The 17473-nt window shown below is 35.6% G+C and carries 18 protein-coding genes and 1 pseudogene; 15 read left to right on the forward strand and 4 right to left on the reverse strand.

What is annotated here, in order from left to right; translation table 11 throughout:
- The 4 genes from WH267_RS05630 to WH267_RS05645 all read left to right on the forward strand — a co-directional run.
- Positions 1-319: hypothetical protein (locus WH267_RS05630; RefSeq protein ID WP_340006407.1), on the forward strand; the 319-nt coding region annotated here is incomplete at its 5' end.
- Between the two features lie 48 nt (positions 320-367).
- The gene (locus WH267_RS05635) at positions 368-1909 is read left to right on the forward strand and encodes a glycine--tRNA ligase (protein ID WP_115968248.1); all 1542 of its coding nucleotides are present in this window, start codon (positions 368-370) and stop codon (positions 1907-1909) included.
- A gap of 106 nt (positions 1910-2015) precedes the next feature.
- Positions 2016-2837: a hypothetical protein gene (locus tag WH267_RS05640; protein ID WP_340006409.1), complete on the forward strand. Its 822-nt coding sequence runs from the start codon at positions 2016-2018 to the stop codon at positions 2835-2837.
- 86 nt (positions 2838-2923) lie between these two features.
- Positions 2924-4459: a hypothetical protein gene (locus tag WH267_RS05645; RefSeq protein ID WP_340006411.1), complete on the forward strand. Its 1536-nt coding sequence runs from the start codon at positions 2924-2926 to the stop codon at positions 4457-4459.
- A 196-nt stretch (positions 4460-4655) separates the two neighbouring features.
- Here WH267_RS05645 and WH267_RS05650 read toward each other — a convergent pair whose 3' ends face one another.
- Positions 4656-5984, reverse strand: coding sequence for a M48 family metalloprotease (locus WH267_RS05650; protein ID WP_340006413.1), 1329 nt, complete (start codon positions 5982-5984; stop codon positions 4656-4658).
- 98 nt (positions 5985-6082) lie between these two features.
- Here WH267_RS05650 and WH267_RS05655 point away from each other — a divergent pair, with 98 nt between their 5' ends.
- Complete coding sequence (locus tag WH267_RS05655; protein WP_115968256.1) at positions 6083-7216, forward strand: serine hydrolase domain-containing protein; 1134 nt, start codon at positions 6083-6085, stop codon at positions 7214-7216.
- 4 nt (positions 7217-7220) lie between these two features.
- Complete coding sequence (locus WH267_RS05660; protein ID WP_340006415.1) at positions 7221-7832, forward strand: YdeI/OmpD-associated family protein; 612 nt, start codon at positions 7221-7223, stop codon at positions 7830-7832.
- 9 nt (positions 7833-7841) lie between these two features.
- Here the strand turns inward: WH267_RS05660 and WH267_RS05665 are convergent, their stop codons facing one another.
- The 3 genes and pseudogenes from WH267_RS05665 to WH267_RS25090 form a co-directional block, all read right to left on the reverse strand.
- On the reverse strand, positions 7842-8117 hold the full coding sequence (locus tag WH267_RS05665) for a hypothetical protein (RefSeq protein ID WP_115968257.1): 276 nt from the start codon (positions 8115-8117) through the stop codon (positions 7842-7844).
- Positions 8118-8149: 32 nt separating this feature from the next.
- Positions 8150-9421, reverse strand: coding sequence for a Y-family DNA polymerase (locus WH267_RS05670; protein WP_123320396.1), 1272 nt, complete (start codon positions 9419-9421; stop codon positions 8150-8152).
- A 202-nt stretch (positions 9422-9623) separates the two neighbouring features.
- Positions 9624-11206, reverse strand: a pseudogene (locus WH267_RS25090) (Na+/H+ antiporter).
- A gap of 179 nt (positions 11207-11385) precedes the next feature.
- Here WH267_RS25090 and WH267_RS05685 point away from each other — a divergent pair.
- From WH267_RS05685 to WH267_RS05725, 9 genes are all read left to right on the forward strand, one after another.
- On the forward strand, positions 11386-11886 hold the full coding sequence (locus WH267_RS05685; protein WP_340006425.1) for a M15 family metallopeptidase: 501 nt from the start codon (positions 11386-11388) through the stop codon (positions 11884-11886).
- A gap of 191 nt (positions 11887-12077) precedes the next feature.
- Complete coding sequence (locus WH267_RS05690; protein ID WP_115968263.1) at positions 12078-13115, forward strand: patatin-like phospholipase family protein; 1038 nt, start codon at positions 12078-12080, stop codon at positions 13113-13115.
- 157 nt (positions 13116-13272) lie between these two features.
- Positions 13273-13521: a hypothetical protein gene (locus tag WH267_RS05695; RefSeq protein ID WP_340006429.1), complete on the forward strand. Its 249-nt coding sequence runs from the start codon at positions 13273-13275 to the stop codon at positions 13519-13521.
- Between the two features lie 375 nt (positions 13522-13896).
- Positions 13897-14307, forward strand: a complete 411-nt coding sequence (locus WH267_RS05700) for a hypothetical protein (protein ID WP_340006431.1) — start codon at positions 13897-13899, stop codon at positions 14305-14307.
- A 69-nt stretch (positions 14308-14376) separates the two neighbouring features.
- Entirely contained in the window at positions 14377-14667 is a 291-nt protein-coding gene (locus tag WH267_RS05705; protein WP_340006433.1) for a hypothetical protein, read from the forward strand.
- 122 nt (positions 14668-14789) lie between these two features.
- On the forward strand, positions 14790-15710 hold the full coding sequence (locus tag WH267_RS05710) for a helix-turn-helix transcriptional regulator (RefSeq protein WP_115968273.1): 921 nt from the start codon (positions 14790-14792) through the stop codon (positions 15708-15710).
- Positions 15711-15753: 43 nt separating this feature from the next.
- Positions 15754-16380 carry a hypothetical protein gene (locus WH267_RS05715; protein ID WP_340006436.1) on the forward strand — a complete coding sequence of 209 codons (627 nt, stop codon included), beginning with the start codon at positions 15754-15756 and terminating at the stop codon, positions 16378-16380.
- On the forward strand, positions 16380-16979 hold the full coding sequence (locus tag WH267_RS05720) for a hypothetical protein (protein ID WP_340006438.1): 600 nt from the start codon (positions 16380-16382) through the stop codon (positions 16977-16979). The genes WH267_RS05715 and WH267_RS05720 overlap by 1 nt, the downstream gene beginning before the upstream one ends.
- Positions 16980-17411: a nucleoside deaminase gene (locus WH267_RS05725; protein WP_115968277.1), complete on the forward strand. Its 432-nt coding sequence runs from the start codon at positions 16980-16982 to the stop codon at positions 17409-17411.
- Positions 17412-17473 lie beyond the last annotated feature (62 nt).

The raw sequence follows: 17473 nt of genomic DNA on the forward strand, positions 1-17473 counted from the left end.
CGCCGAAACTGAGAAAAAGCGAGTAGCGAAAGCAGGTTCCCGGCTCATTATATATAATCACTATACTTCGAATAATTTTTTTATATTAGTATCAGGTATAACCTTAATTAAAAAAACGATGACAGATTATTTCGGCTTTTTTGTAAAATTGACTGTAATTTCTGTCATTATAGCAATCGCTACAATTATTTTTGTACCCTTTAAAAAATATAAAATAGCCAAGATATTATTGCTGATTTTTGCTGGTATTTTATTTATCATTGGTGCAGGAGGATGCTTTTTAATGACCATATCCAATGTAGGATCTTACAGGTATTAATATTTTCCCAATAAAAAACATTATTTTTGCACATCAGACATAAAAATTATGGCAAAGCAAGAAGATGTTTTCAAGAAAGTAATTTCTCACGCTAAAGAATATGGGTTTATTTTCCCTTCAAGTGAGATCTATGACGGTTTATCCGCTGTTTATGACTATGGACAGAACGGAGCTGAACTTAAAAATAATATCAAACAATACTGGTGGAAAGCTATGGTACAGCTTAACGAAAATATTGTAGGTATTGATTCGGCGATCCTTATGCACCCAACGACATGGAAGGCATCAGGCCACGTAGATGCTTTCAACGATCCATTGATTGATAATAAGGACTCTAAGAAACGTTTCAGAGCAGACGTTTTGGTGGAAGATTATTGTGCTAAAATTGAAGATAAAGAGAAAAAAGAAATTGAAAAAGCAGCGAAAAGATTCGGAGATGCTTTTGATAAGGCTCAGTTTGAGGCTACCAATCCAAAAATTTTGGAGTACAGAGCAAAAAGAGAGGCTATTCTTTCAAGATTGGCAAAATCTCTGGAAAATGAAGACCTTGCTGATGTAAAAGCTTTGATTGAAGAGCTTGAAATTGCTGATCCTGACACCGGTTCTAAAAACTGGACAGAAGTAAGACAGTTCAACTTAATGTTTGGAACTAAGCTTGGAGCTTCTGCAGACAGTGCTATGGATCTTTACTTGAGACCGGAAACGGCTCAGGGTATCTTTGTTAACTTTTTAAATGTACAAAAAACTTCACGCCATAGGCTTCCATTCGGTATTGCACAGATTGGTAAAGCGTTCAGAAATGAGATTGTTGCAAGACAGTTTATCTTCAGAATGCGTGAATTCGAACAGATGGAAATGCAGTTTTTTGTAGCTCCGGGTACAGAACTTGAATTCTACGAGCAGTGGAAACAAAAACGTCTGAACTGGCACTTAGCTTTAGGATTAGGGAATGATAATTACAGATTCCATGATCATGAAAAACTAGCGCACTATGCGAATGCTGCGGCTGATATTGAATTCAACTTCCCATTTGGTTTCAAAGAATTGGAAGGAATTCACTCCAGAACAGATTTTGACCTTAAGGCCCACGAAAAATTCTCAGGAAGAAAACTGCAGTTCTTCGATCCTGAAAGAAATGAGAACTATGTTCCTTATGTAGTGGAAACATCCGTAGGTTTAGACAGACTATTCCTTTCTATCTTCTCACACTGTTTAAAAGACGAAGTATTGGAAGACGGTTCAGAAAGAACTGTTTTATCTTTACCTCCTGCTTTAGCACCAATTAAAGCTGCTATTCTTCCGTTGATGAAGAAAGATGGTTTAGCAGAGTATGCGGAGAAGATTTTTAACGATCTGAAATATGATTTCAACTTATTCTACGAAGAGAAAGACGCGATCGGAAAACGTTACAGAAGACAGGATGCCATTGGTACTCCTTACTGTATTACGGTAGACCATGATTCATTGACAGATCATACCGTAACCATAAGAGACAGAGATACAATGCAGCAGGAAAGAGTTCCGGTTTCAGAATTGAGAAGAATCATTGATGAGAAGACCAACTTCAGAAATCTACTTTCTAAAATATAATATAAAAGCCCTGAAAAATCAGGGCTTTTTTATTTCCAAAAGTAATACTGAACATATTTAAATAAATTATTATTTTAGCAGGACTTTAAACATTAAAATAATAATCATGAAAAAATTAATTATTTCATCGCTGGCAATAGCAATGATTGTAAGCTGCAGCTCATCTAATGACGATACTCCAGATAATAATAACAACAACAATAATAACACTCCTTATCTTTTAAAAAAAGTTACCGAAACTACACAAGACGGGCAAGTCTATACCCTTGAATTCAAATATAATGGTGATAAGATCACAGAATCTGTTAGTGCAACTGATAATCAAACTACACGCTATTATTATAATGGCGATGATATTGTAAAAACTGAAGAACTTGAAGGAGGGATAATAAGACAAGTAAGAGAGTTTACGTATTCTAACGGAAAATTAACTGCTGAAAAAATAACCCGAACAGATTACGGAACATTGGTTTACACAAAAAACTATCAATACATCACCAATACTCACGTTAAATTTAATGAGTATAAAGGCTCTACTTATAATCCGGCAACAGGAGTATATTCTGATCTTCAATTTGCAGAAGTAGATGCCTATCTGACCAATAATGGTAATGTAGCTTCCACAAGCCATACTTATAATGGAACCACCCATAATGTTACGAACACCTATGATAATGCCAATCATCCCATGAAAAATGTAAAGGGCTATGTAAAAATTGATTTGTTTTATCTAAATGATGGCGAACTGGCTTATAACAATTTAGTAAGCAGAAGTGAAAATTCTACAGGAACTATAGTTAGTACAAGAAAAACCACTGCAAATCATACTCTGAATAATGCAGCTTATCCTACTCAAAGTGCTATGACGTATACAGGAGGCTCATCCGGAACCAATACTCATATTTATAGTTACCAATACAATAAGTAATTTTTCAAATAAAAGCTCTGGTTTCAGGGCTTTTTATTTTTCTTCAACGTATTCTATAATTTATTATTTTAATCCAAAATTCGACCATGAAAAAACTCACTTTATTGATGTTTGGACTGATCCAGACATTTGCCTTTTCTCAAACCCAGGATTTAACAACATTAGCAGCAGGAGACCATGTCGGAATGAATGCACTATTTGACGATAAGGATAATCTTTACGGCTATGTATCTATTTATTCTTATGGGAAATCCGGAGACAAAACCAAGAAATTCGAATACGTTATTCTAGATAAGAACCTCAACCCTGTTGCCAATAAAGAGTTTGAAGGTGACATTACCGCAGCATCCTATATGGGATATGTTGACTTTAAGGGACAAATCATCTTAAAACCATCCATGATGGATTATTCTCTGGTAAAAAGCAGAGAAGTTTTCACACCAGTTTCTATGGTTATTAATCCAAAGACCAATACCATTGCCAGAAAAGTATATTATGACTATCTCGAAGATGGAAGCTTCAAAGAGATCAATGAGCCTACAAGCTGGAAAGAACAAAGGAAAGACAACCGTAGTGAGAAAAAAGAAAAGGGTTACAATTATGTTTCCGCAGTAGGAGAAACGAAAGAGGGCGGTTATTTTGCTGTAGAATATAAAGATTACGGGAAATATGTTAACAGTAACAGCCTGATGAAATTTGATGAAAATAAAAAAGAAGTATGGCGGTATCGATACAACACAGACGGCACCAAGAAAGTATATTCTACTTTAACTCCTCTGGAAAAAGATGAAAACTATATCTATTCTATCCTGAAAAAGGTAGATGATGATAAAAAAACATTCAGTCTTCTTGTCCTTGATATGAAAACAGGAAAACAGGTGGCCAATAATCCTATCACAGGAATTACCGATAAAACCATCGAATATATTGATACTTTTATCGCCAACTACAGCGGTATTGATAATGATAAAACTTTCGATGATAAAATCGTACTGACAGGAAGAAACTATGCATCCAACGATTATGACATAGGCTTCGCCAGATTGATGATCAATAAATCAGATTTCAGCGTGAATACAAAAACCCTTGATTATAAACCGGATTTTGTTCCCTATTTACCTAAAATTGACGGACACGGCTTTGTAGAAAGCGGATATTACCTCCTGACAAAAGATTTATATTTCATGAGTGATGGAAGTGTAGGTATCCTTTCTGAAAAATATAAACCTGCAGGCCAGTATAATGCTCCAAAAACAACAGATCTCGTATACCTGTATACAGATAAAGATTTTAAAATCAAAGACCTTAAAGTCCTGGAAAAAGAAAAAACAAAATGGGTTGTGAATAGCGACTATCTGTTTTCACAATATCTCAATGGTGGTAAAGACGTAGTTTTCTTTTACCGTGACTACCAAAAAGATGAAGTAACCAGACAAAAAAAATGGAATCTTTTCATCAATACAGTTATTGATGGAAAATTCAAGCAGGAGATTATTCCAATTTCTGAAAAGGACAACTATGAAGTCACTCCATACGTCGCCAAGGAAGGGTATATCCTTCTTCGTGAATATAATAAGAAAGATAAATACAATAAGATCCGTTTGGAAAAGCTGAACTATTAATCTACATGAAATAGTAAGCATCCTTTTGCTACAGTAATCTTACTTACAATAAAAGAAACCTATCTCAAAAAATGAGATAGGTTTCCTAATTTTTAAAACAAGGCAAAGAAATCACCCAGGTTTTATGTAAAATCATTATCCTTGACAAGGATAAAATCCATCCACCTGTAAATCAGTGAGATATAAAATTCCAGCGTTATTTTGTTTTTGCAACCGTTTCAACAGACTGATAATACTCTGAAATATTTTTAATCTCATCCAGACTTAAGTTCCACATAAAATTCAGGAACTGCTGATAACTTTCGCTTTGATTTTTGGGTTCTACCCTATCCAGATAACGGTTCAGATTATAATTTTTCCGGGCTTCGTAAATTTTGGTAAAACATTTTCCCAACCATCCTTTATAATATTTTTCTTCTTCCCCATCCTGTAAAAACTGCATGGCTGTATAAATCCCCAGTCCATAATCTTCAGAGTGGAAAAAATTCGGAAGAATCTCCATCCTTGCTGTTTTTTTAAGCACTAGATAAGCTTCTGAAGGCTTTTCTGCCTCTACAGGGGTATTCAGCTCCGGAAAAGTTTTTTTAAGCTTTTCCAGCCTTTTAACCATTTCAGGGTGTGATGCCAAAGAATCCTTGTTCAGTTTTTCTTTATAAAAATTATAATTGTAAAGTGAAAAGTCTTCTTTTTTCATCCATTTATCTTTAAAAGCCTGTTTTGGAAGATCATAAAGCTTTTTGTAGGTCTCAATCTTAAGCTCTCTTGGCGAAACCGTATCAAATGTCTGAAGTTTCTGAAGACCGTTTATAAATTCATTTTTCTTAAAATCACTGTTTTTAAAAATAACATATCCCAGAGAATCTGCCTGAATCTCCAGATTTCTTTTTTCAACGCTTTTTTTATAAATCCTGTTTTTAAGAATGTCAAACGCTTTTTCATTGCGTCCCTGGCTTCTGCGATCTGTAGTTTCTTTAATACTCTGTACCGTAGATTTATCCAATTTATTCTGTTCCACAATATTCAGGACAGATTTTAAAGTATGGTCTTCTATTTTATGCCCTAATTCATGGGAAATTACCCCGGCAACCTGAGCTTCATTATCCATCCAGTTATACAGCCCCATATTGATGACAAAAGTGCCGTCTGCAAGACAGTAAGCATTTGGAGTATTATCTCTTGCAATCAGAATTTTAAGATCCTGGGGAACTTTAGGATTATTTTTTCTGAGACGCTGTACCAGGGATTTAATTACAGCATCGAATTCAGATTTAAAAACAAAGTCTTTATTTTTTACCTGATTTTCAAAATCGGTCCCGAATTCTTTATAGATCTTAGACATTTCCGAACCTGTCCTTCCGGAATACTGAGACTTCAGCCCTTTGATTAAAGCTTCATTACCGGCTGTAAAATTTCTTAGAAAATCTTTCCGCTGAAGATAGTCTGCGGTATCTATCGTTTTATAAGTCTGAGCAATTCCCACTACTGACAGCAAGAAGCACATCAATACAATAAGTTTTCTGGTCATATTTTTCATCAATTAAACAAAAATAATGTATTTGATGATTCATTTTCAATTTTTCATCCAAATTATTCTAAATTTGTTAAAGACCGATTCACTAAAAAATGAGAATACTAAAGTACATGATAGGAGGAGCTGTAGCCGGAGCTGCAGCAGCTTACTTTTTGGGATATGATTATTTATTCAGTGGGATTTCCAAAACGTATCTTAAAGGAAAATCAAGTGCCTATATTGATGATGGAAATCTATTCCCCAGCAATCCTATTGCTACAGAATCTCCTATACGATGGGAAGAAGACCCTGAATACAATACCAAAGAACTACCTAAAGTTTTAGTTGATGATTTAAAACATTCTAAAACAGCCGCTTTTGTAGTGATCAGGAATGGTAAAATCCTTCATGAACAATATTGGGACGGATACAATCAGCTTTCACAGACCAATTCTTTCTCTATGGCAAAAGCGGTTACTGTTATGCTTTTGGGAAAGGCTCTCGAGGAAGGGATTATCAGCAATATTGATGAAAAACTTTCAGATTTTTATGCTGAATTTAAAGAAAAAACTTTCGGAAATGAAGTAACGCTTAAAAATCTGGCTCAAATGGAATCTGGTCTCGACTGGGATGAAAATTACAACAATCCGTTTCTTCCCAATGCCAGAGCCTATTATGGAAAAAGCTTAGTAAAAGCTGTATTCTCAAGGAAATTTAAAGAAAAACCAGGAGTCAGATTCGAATATCAAAGTGGAGCTACACAGCTTCTTGGTTTTGCTCTGAAAAAAGCATTGAAGAAGCCGCTAGCAAGTTATCTCTCTGAAAAATTCTGGATTCCTTTGGGAATGGAACAGGATGCGAAATGGAGCACAGACGATCACGGAATAGAAAAGACCTATTGCTGTATCCATTCTAATGCAAGGGACTTTGCCAAGCTTGGACAGCTGTTTCTGAATGATGGTAAATTTGGGGATAAGCAGATTCTTAACACAGATTTTATTAATCGAATGAGAATGCCTACAGAAAAATCTGAAAACATTTACGGAATGGGACTCTGGATTAATCATGACAACCCGATCAAACATTATTATTTTCTGGGACTTCAAGGTCAATATATCATTATGGTTCCGGAACATAATATGGTGATTGTAAAAACAGGAAGCTATTCTAATAATCCTAAAAATGATAGAGGAAGACCTGACCAGGTGAAGTTCCTTGTTAATGAAACCGTACAATTATTTCAATAAAAACATGGAAAAATACAGTCCAAAAATAGACTCCTATATTGAACAGTCTCAGGATTTTGCAAAGCCGATTCTGAATTATATTCGTGAAACCGTTCATGAATGCTGCCCTGATGCAGAAGAAACCATGAAGTGGAGTTTTCCACATTTTATATACAAAGGGAAAAATCTCTGTGCTATGGCTTCCTTCAAACAACACTGTACTTTCGGGTTCTGGCTGGAGAAGGAAATGAAAACCATGCAGGAAATTACACAGAATATTGAAAAAAACGCTATGTTCAGCCTCGGTAAAATTACAAGAACTGAAGATCTTCCTTCAAAATCTCAGCTAAAAAAAGCCATCAAAGAAGCAATGGAACTTACGGATATGGGAGTTACCATGAAGAAAGCAGCGCCTTCCAAAACAGAAATAGAAATTCCTGATTATTTTCAATCTGCATTAAAAGCTCAGCCAAAAGCATGGGACGTTTTTGAAAAAGCCTCACCATCATTCAGAAAAGAATACATCACATGGATTGTAGATGCGAAAACAGAAGCAACCCGGAATAAAAGAATGGAACAGGCTTTAGAATGGATTGGAGAAGGAAAAGGGAGAAACTGGAAGTATGAGAGAAAGTAATGTTTAATATTATTTCAAAAATACCTGAACTCCATTAATAAATTCTGCATATGTTTTTATCGTTTCGGATTTCAATATTTTACCAGTTTTAAGATCTTCAATAATAAGATCGTAATTGTTGGTTTTTGGAAAATTAAATGTTGAAACATATATTAGTATATTTTCCTTTTGTAATCCTATAGCTGTAGTATCAGCATCCCAATAATCAACAATTTCATATCCTGAAAAATCTTCTCGGGATATTTTGTATAGCAGATTATTGATCTCAACAGTTTTATTTTTCATATAACAAAAATAAAACATCTAAAAAAGTATGCTTAATGAAATCTAAAATTCGCTTCTGGCAGTGTATTTTTTTTCAGGAAAGCCTCATATTCAGGAGATAACTGGGCACGGCCAAAAGTATTCTCACCACTCATGCTTCCTAGCCGGACTTTATCTTTTCCATATTTCCGGTTCATGGCATCCATTGCCTTCATCACAGGAAGATGCTGATTCTGTATATCTTCTTCGAAAAGGCTGATCTGTCTTTGATCTTCGGGAACAAAATCATTCACCATCACTCCTGCCCTCTTGTAATGAAACCCATCCCTGTAAATGGCTTCAAAAAGTTCATTGACAACTCGTCCTATCAATATGGATGAATTGGTTGGGTTGGGAAGAATTTGAGTCATGGCATTTTTATATTCAGGAAGATCTTTCCTGAACCGGTTGGTCTGTACAAAGACCGTTATCATTTTGCAGCAGGTATTCTGCCGGCGTAATCTTTCCGAGCAATACATTCCAAAGGTTTCTACCCGCTCCCGGACTGCTTCTTTATCGGTAAGCATTTCCATAAAACTTCGGGTAACCGCAATGGATTTCTTTGGTGATGGAGCATCCAGTTCCAGCTGACGGATTCCTCTTAGTTCATGAATCATTCTTACTCCATGAATTCCCATCATCTTCCGAACCCACATTTCGGGTTTCTGAAGAAGATCCCAGGCTTTATAAACACCACTGTCATTCATTTTGGCAGCCAACTTTCTTCCTATCCCCCAAACATCACCTATATTCAGCCATTTCAGCGCTTTTTCTATTTTTTCAGGAGTATCCATAATATAAACCCCATTAAACTGCTCCGGAAAATCCTTTACAATTCTATTGGCTACTTTACATAAGGTTTTACTGGGCGCAATTCCTATGCTTACAGGAATGTTTTCTTTCTCCTGAATTTCAGTTTTGATTTTAGAACAATATTCGTGGATATCAATATATTTAAAGCCTGTAAGATCAAGAAAGAGTTCATCTATACTATAGATTTCATAATCCAGAACATAAGAACGGGCAATATTTATTACCTGCTGACTTTTGTAATTATACAGCTCAAATTTGGCAGAAAAACTTTTTACATCATACTGTTTAAAAAGATCTTTGTATTTAAATGCAGGTGCTGCCATAGGAATTCCCAGATCTTTCGCTTCCTTGCTTCGGGACACCACACAGCCATCGTTGTTGGAAAGAACCACAACGGGCTTGCCTTCAAGGTCAGGATCCAGAGTCCTTTCACAGGAAACAAAAAAGTTATTGCAATCTACCAGCGCATACATGATGATCGTGAATTATCTATACAAAATTATTATTTTTCAAGAATAAAATCACTTTTTAATCAGGAATTAACATCACATTTAACACATTGAAAAACGAATGAATATTATTTTTTAATGCGACATGTTTTGTCGTATTAACGTACTAATTTTGTTTTCCAAAAACATTTTATTTCATAACCCTGAAAACTTTACCTCATCTTTATCAAATCATCCTTAAACGCTCTTCTTCCAAATCGATCTGATATAGCTGATGACGGATAATTTCTTCATTCATCGAAATATCTTTATTGAGCTCTGAAAGAAATTTTCTTTGACTTTCCAACATTTCAAAGAGAACAGCCTTTACTTTTTCATCCATCCAATCTGTATTGTTGGTTTGATTTTTCTCTTCCCAATGTTTCAAAATCCGTTCTATCCCTGCATGGCTATTAAGTTCGCTTTCATGCTTGGTTTTAAGAAAATGATAAGTATGCTGTTTAAGCTTCTGCTTGACTTCTTTCCTTACATCTTCTTCTTTTTCTTCATCTACAAAATCATCAAATACATGTCCGTACTTAATAAAATAAGGCAATGTAAGCCCCTGCACTAAAAGAGTAAGTAAAATAACTACAAAAGTGATGAACAGAATAAGATTTCGATTGGGAAAAGGGCTTCCATTCTCAAGCGTAATAGGAATTGCTAATGCAGCAGCTAATGATACAACTCCCCTCATCCCCGTCCACCCCAGTAAAAGGGGCATCATTAGGCGCCTTCTGACAGAAGGGATTCTGGGGGCAACAGCTGGCCGAAAAATTATTGTTGCAATCATCGCAGCATATGCACTGATAATCCTTGCAGCAATGAGAATACCCGTCACCAGAAACCCATACTGAATAGCAGTTCCCAGAGGAATTCCTTCTGAACGTAATCCCCCCACAATCTCAGGAAGCTCCAGCCCAATGATCAGAAATACAATTCCATTCAGGATAAATACAAAACTTTCCCAGACACTATAACCTCTGATACGGCTGGTGCTATTTAGAAAAGTCATTCGCTGATTCGACATATATAATCCGCCACATACTACCGCCAATACACCGGAGCAATGAAACTGTTCTGCGATCCAGTACATCAGATAAGGTTCAATAAGGTAAGTGCAATATCCGATGAAGCATCAGTAGGAAGGTGTTTATGTGCCTTTACAAAGATCCAGGCAAGCAACAGGCCTATTCCAGCCCCACCCAGGACCATCCATAAAAAATCCAACGAAGCTTCCTGCCATACAAACTGCCCGGTCCCCACAGCAATTAGGGCGAAACGGAAAATAATCAGTGATGAAGCATCATTAAGCAAACTTTCACCTTCCAGAATCGCAGAGGTGGTTGTGGGTACTTTAACAAACTTCATCACAGCTCCTGTACTTACTGCATCAGGAGGAGAAACTATTCCTCCCAATAGAAACCCTAAGGCAATCGTAAATCCAGGAATAAAATAATTAGCGGTTACAGCAACCGCCAGTGCAGTAAAAAAGACCACCAGAAAGGCAAAACTTCCAATAATGCGCCACCATCGCCTCATTTCTTTAAAGGAAATAGACCATGCGGCCTCAAACAGTAAAGGAGGTAAAAAAATAAAAAAGATAAGGTCAGGATTTATCTTTACTACTGGTAACCCAGGTATAAAGCTAACAAGAAGCCCAAATACCACCAACACGATCGGATAGGCAATTTTTAATTTGGTAGCCCACATATTCAATAGTACAATGGCTGCGATCATCGCAAGGAAGAAAGGTAAAATCGTATGCATTTAGTATTGTGTTTTTTATCAATTCATATTTACCACTTCTAATTGGTTTTTAAAAGCTAAAAATTATTTTTTTATCAATTATCTGCTTCAATCCCGCTTAATAAATTTTAAAATTCAATCCAAATACGTCAAGTTTCGTCGCTTTGCGACTATATATTTGTTTCCTAACAGTATAAACTATGGATAAGGTAACATTAGAAAGAATTCAGAAACTTCACCCATTGGTAAGAGATGAAGTAAAGCTGATTATTAAGGAATGTGATGAAGCACTCACAGGCAGAGCTAAGGTAAGAATCACACAAGGATTAAGGTCTTTTGAAGAGCAGGAAAAGCTATATGCCATCGGGAGAATTACTTCCGGTAAAAAGGTAACAAATGCCAAGGCGGGACAGAGTATTCACAACTATGGTCTTGCTGTTGATATATGCCTTATTATTGACGGAAAAACAGCCAGTTGGGATACAGTAAAAGACTGGGATAATGACAAAGTAGCAGATTGGTACGAATGTGTAAAAATTTTCGCCAAACACGGCTGGGATTGGGGCGGAAACTGGAAAACATTTAAGGACCTTCCTCACTTCGAAAAAAAGACAATTCCATCGAAGAAAGGATCTGTAAAAACCAGTTGGAGAAAGCTTTTGAAGATGCCGAGAGATCAACAAAATTATGTTGTTTTTTAATCCTTTTTATTTGAAATTAATTAAAACACGTCAAGTTCTGTCGCTTCTCCGTCCTACCTTTGTTTTACAAAGAACCGCTAAAAGCAACATGATCTGACTATGGAATTCAAACATTTTTTCTGACTAAAAGCTATTGATTCCACCAGATTATATTGCAATGTGTCCTTTAAAAAAACAATTAACAATATAACATGAAAAAGACAACCATTCTTTCTTTGGACGGAGGCGGAATAAGGGGAATTATCACCTGTATTATTCTGCGTTACATAGAAGAACAGCTTCAGTATTATGATAAGCCGGGTGCCAAACTTGGAGATTATTTTGATCTGGTGGCAGGCAGCAGTACAGGAGGGCTGATTGCTTCTATTATTCTATGTCCTGATGAAGTCCGTAAAGCAAAGTATTCCATCCAAAAAGGATTGGAACTGTATGCTGAAAAGGGCGGTGATATCTTCCAGGTTTCCTTTTGGGAAAAGCTAATTAATCCATTTGGATTATTGAATGAAAGGATTTCTCAGGAAGCCCTTGAGAAAAACCTCAATGACTTTTTTGGAAATTTAGAATTAAAGGAATTGATAAAACCATGTTTAATAACAAGTTATGATATAGAAAACAGAAGAGCTAAGCTTTTCAATTCATGTGAAGCTCATCTCAGCACAGATAATTTTTATGTAAAAGACGTCTGTAGAGCCACTTCTGCAGCCCCTACCTATTTCAGCCCTGTACAGATCAAATCAATGTACGGTCAGATCTTCAGCCTGATTGACGGTGGTATGTTTGCGAATAATCCAGCTTTATGTGCTTATGCAGAAGCCCGAAAAATACCTTTTGCGGAAGTTTTAAAGAATCATCAGAAAGCCAATCATCCCGGAGTAAATGATATGATCATTATCTCCATCGGAACCGGAATTGAAGCGAGACCGTATTCTTTTAATAAACTGGAAAAGGCAGGAAAAATAGGCTGGGTAAACCCAATCATTGACATTTTAATGTCTGCCAATGCAGAAACTGTGGATTATCAGCTTTCTCAAATGTTTCAGACATTAGGACTGAGAAATCAGAAAAATTATTACCGTCTGAATCCATCACTGAAAAATGCTTCTCCGGCAATGGATAATGTAAGACGCTCTAATATTGAAAATCTGATACAGGCCGGATTAAGCTATATTGATGATAACAGAGAAACCCTGAACCAGATCGTTCAGAAACTCATCAAAAACAAAATATAAGCTTTTAACCTTATAATCCCCCAATATAAGCTCTGAAAATTATATTTCGAAAATTAAAAATCATTTTTTAAACACGTCAAGTTTTGTCGCTTTGCCCCACTACCTTTGGAATATCAAAAGACACAAGACAACTATCAACAAAAACTTAAAAACGTCTTTGAATTCATCATTCACCTATGCTGAACAGCCAAAAGTATGTTCAGAATACAACCAACACCCAATCACAACACAAAACATGGAAACACCTAATCACAATACAGATATACTCTTCGATGAAGACCTCTACACCGTGGAATGGAGTGACATCGAAAATGCAGAGATAGACTATGAAAACTATCTCAACGACATTGAAAATTTCTTCAGGGAAGATTTTGAAGAAGACATTCTTGAAGAAGATGTCTTATAAATAAAAAATTTAAAACACGACAAGTTCTGATGCTGTCCACCATTACCTTTGATATCCCTATCATACACAGTCTCATTAAACATTTCCAACACCTTTGAATTCACCATTCACAAAATGTTGGGCAGCCAGAACGATGTCTGAAAATATATTACAGTGGAAATTTGGCCTGCGACCACTAAAAACAGGGCCAAAGATTCTGAAGTGATCTTATAAAGCTTCAAACCAATCACCATCTTTTATATTTTATAAGCCACAGTATTTCTGTGGCTTATTATTTTTCTTAACTTCCAACAAAAAACAAGTATTAATTGTGCATAAGATTTACCCTAAAGATTTTTTATCTGATAGGAAATAATTTTTAATCATCTTAGTAATATGAAGTATTTTGGATTTATAAGAGAACACGACGATTATCCTATCTCAGAGGGCATTCACGAACTAATTTCCAACACAGCTTCCATAGATAATAATAAAGATAAAGTATTGGCCTATTTACAAAGGGGAATTATGGCAGTTCCTTTAATGGGATGTGTTGAAAATGCAAAAGATCCTTTATTCGGAACGGACAATTATAATGATGAAAGTTTTATCGCGTATAATATGATCTATACAGATGGAATATGGCTATGGCCACAATACATCATTGAATATATAAAGAAATATCCCCATATAAAGCTTGACCCTGAATTGGTAAAACATGTTTTAAGCTATAAGAAGGCCCTTCATATAACTGAAGAAGAATCTCTAAAAATTGAGCAAAACTTTTTACAGGAATTCTGGAAATAGCACAGATTATGATGACCATAGAATATTTGAAAAATATTAAAAGAGGAAAGCTAAAAATAATTGACAATAATGGGTATTGATAAAGAAAAAGCATTAGAAATCGTTAAGCAATATTTACAGGATCGAAAAAGAGAATATGTTTCTATTGATGAAAAAGATCAGATTCGTTATGAAGAGCAGAAAAGGATTAATTATGGAAAACATGAAGATACTATAAGGAATATTTTTGTAGTAACTTATTATCTTGAGGGATATTATGAACCTATTCCTCAATTTGTTATTGTAGATACTGAGACAGGAGAAGTACACTGTACCTACACAAAGCATGGCTATGCTGAGGAATGGGAAGATGAACTGTAAAAACGATTTAAATGCCAGAATATACAATGATATTAATTTTTAATATTCATTCTTCAGAATAAAATAAAACACGACACGTTTTGTCGCATTAAGCTCATATATTTGTGGTACAAAATTTTACCATGAAGAAAGATTTTTATCTGACAAGATATGCGTTAATCATTAAAAGATTAGAAAGTTCTCCGGCAACCTATTCTCAGCTGGAGGACTATCTTTTAAATTCTTTTGAATTCCAGGATGCGGGGATCAAAAGCTACTCTATCCGTACCTTGCAGAGAGATATCCGTGAGATCTCCGATCTTTTCAACCTTTCTATTCACAACAAGAAAAAAGGAGACAACCGATATTATATAGAGAGTCGCCCGATCATGGAAGTAGATGAATACAACCAAAAACTGCTGGAATCTTTCCAGGTAAGCAACGCCCTGAATCTTCATCCGGATTTTTCAGATTTTATCTTCTTTGAAAGCCGCAAGCCAACCGGCGTTGAGCATTTTTATGATCTGTTCTTTGCCATCCGCAACAAAAGGGTAGTAACTTTTGAACATTACAATTATAAAAACAAATTAATGACCTCCAGAAAGGTTCACCCTTTAGCTTTAAAAGAGTCTAAAGACAGATGGTACCTCATCGCGATCGATACCAAAGACAAAGCTTTAAAATCATTTGGATTAGACAGAATCAATTATCTGGATGTGACAAAGAACCAGTTCAGAGAAAAATATAAATATAATTTCAGAGAGCACTTTAAAAATGCCTTTGGAGTGATGAATCTTACAGAGCAAAAGCCTGAAAAAATCACATTAAAATGCAGCCGTCATCAGGGAGAATACATCAGAAGTTTTCCGCTTCATCAGTCACAGAAAGAGACCAAAGAAACGCCGGAAGAGATTTATTTTGAGTTTTTCCTTCACCCTACTTATGACTTTATGCAGGAGATTTTATCATATGGAAAAGAAGTAACTGTCTTAGAACCGAAATGTTTAGTTGATGACATCCGCAACCATCTTCAGGAATCATTAAACCGATATTTTGAAAGCTAATAGATCTCATATTTTTTAATTATATTTACATAAATATCCTCTATTGAGAACTTTATTCATTTGCATATTTTGTACTATTTCTTCATTTTGCTTATCACAGCAGAAAGAAGAATTCCGATTGGTAAAAAACTATTACAATCAGCACAGAGGGATGCTGAATAATGAATTCAAGAAGAAGTTTGATGCTGAATCCAATATCCTCAAAAAGGATGCAATTAAAGGAGATTTTCTCTTTTTCATGAAAAAGATGGACAGTATTGAAAACACAGCCTTAATCGGAGCACTTCTGAGAGTAAGGAATATTGAGGATCTTCAGACTTTAAAATCAAATGAAGGAAACTCCAGAGATCTTAGTGATAAAGCTACCCAGACAGAAAAGACTGCTGATTATCCCGGAGGAATCAATACTCTGAGACAGGAAGTTGCAGATCTGCTGTATGTAGACGGCGTTCATTCTGAATTAAAAACAGTAAAAACAGATGTTGCCTTTATTGTGGAAAAAGATGGAAGCATCAGCAATGTTCATGCACAGGGTGATAATTTCACTTTCAACAGGCAAGCTGAAATTGCTCTCTACTCTATTTCTGAAAAATTTTCTCCCGCCCTTGTCAAAGGTGATCCGGCAAGATTCCGTTTCAAAATTCCTTTAACTTTAACGATGGTGGACTAATGGAGAAATATTACGTCCTGTTTCTATTTTTTTCTCTTAATTTTTACTTCTCACAGCAAGCAGAAAGGCTTAAGCTTGTTAAGGAAAAATATGATACTGAAATTCAGAAAATAAATAATAAGTATACTGATGATATCGCAGAAGCTCCTTTAAGAAAGCACGCTAAAATTACATTGAAAAAAGACAGTGATATAGGAACATTAGAGCTTAAAAGGAATAACGAATACCTGGAAGAACTGGAAAAAATAAAATCTGGTTATATCTTGGAGGACTTCCAACTAAAAACCGATATGAAAGATACCGAAGAAGACAAATCTCCAAAATATCCTGATGGTATAGAAGCTTTAAAAAAAGAAATTGCTGAAAACTTAAATACAAACCTGGTTAGGGGAAAAGGAATCATTCAAAGCCGTGTAGTCTTCATTATAGATCTAGATGGAAGCATCATGACAGCAAAGGCCTTCGGGGAAAATGAAAGTTTCAATAAGCAGGCTGAGCTTGCAATATTACTGATTAAAAAAAAGTGGGAACCTGCTAAAAAAAACAATCAGCCCTATAGAGCTCGGCTACGCGTTCCTCTAACTTTAAATTTTGATTAAATGTTTACAGACGAATATTATATGAAAATGGCTCTGCAGGAAGCAGAAGCCGCTTTGGAACAGGATGAAGTCCCTATCGGATGTGTTGTAGTTTCCAATAATCGTATCATTGCAAGAGCCCATAATCTCACCGAAACATTAAACGATGTCACAGCCCATGCAGAAATGCAGGCTATAACCTCTGCAGCTAACTTTTTAGGAGGTAAATATTTAAAAGACTGTACGCTCTACGTTACGATGGAACCATGTGTGATGTGTTCAGGAGCCTTATCTTGGTCTCAGGTATCCAAAGTAGTAATTGGAGCCAGGGATGAACAAAGAGGTTTTATTAACAAACACCTTACCCTACATCCAAAAACAGAGATTATCACAGGTATTATGGAAAACGAATGTTCTTCTATTGTTAAAGACTTTTTTAAAAGCAAAAGGTAGATTTTTCTTTAAGAGCCTTTTTGACAAACATAAAAAATCAGAGAATATTGAATGTTCTCTGA

Source organism: Chryseobacterium sp. MYb328 (assembly GCF_037572595.1).
Taxonomy (GTDB): Bacteria; Bacteroidota; Bacteroidia; order Flavobacteriales; family Weeksellaceae; genus Chryseobacterium; species Chryseobacterium pennae.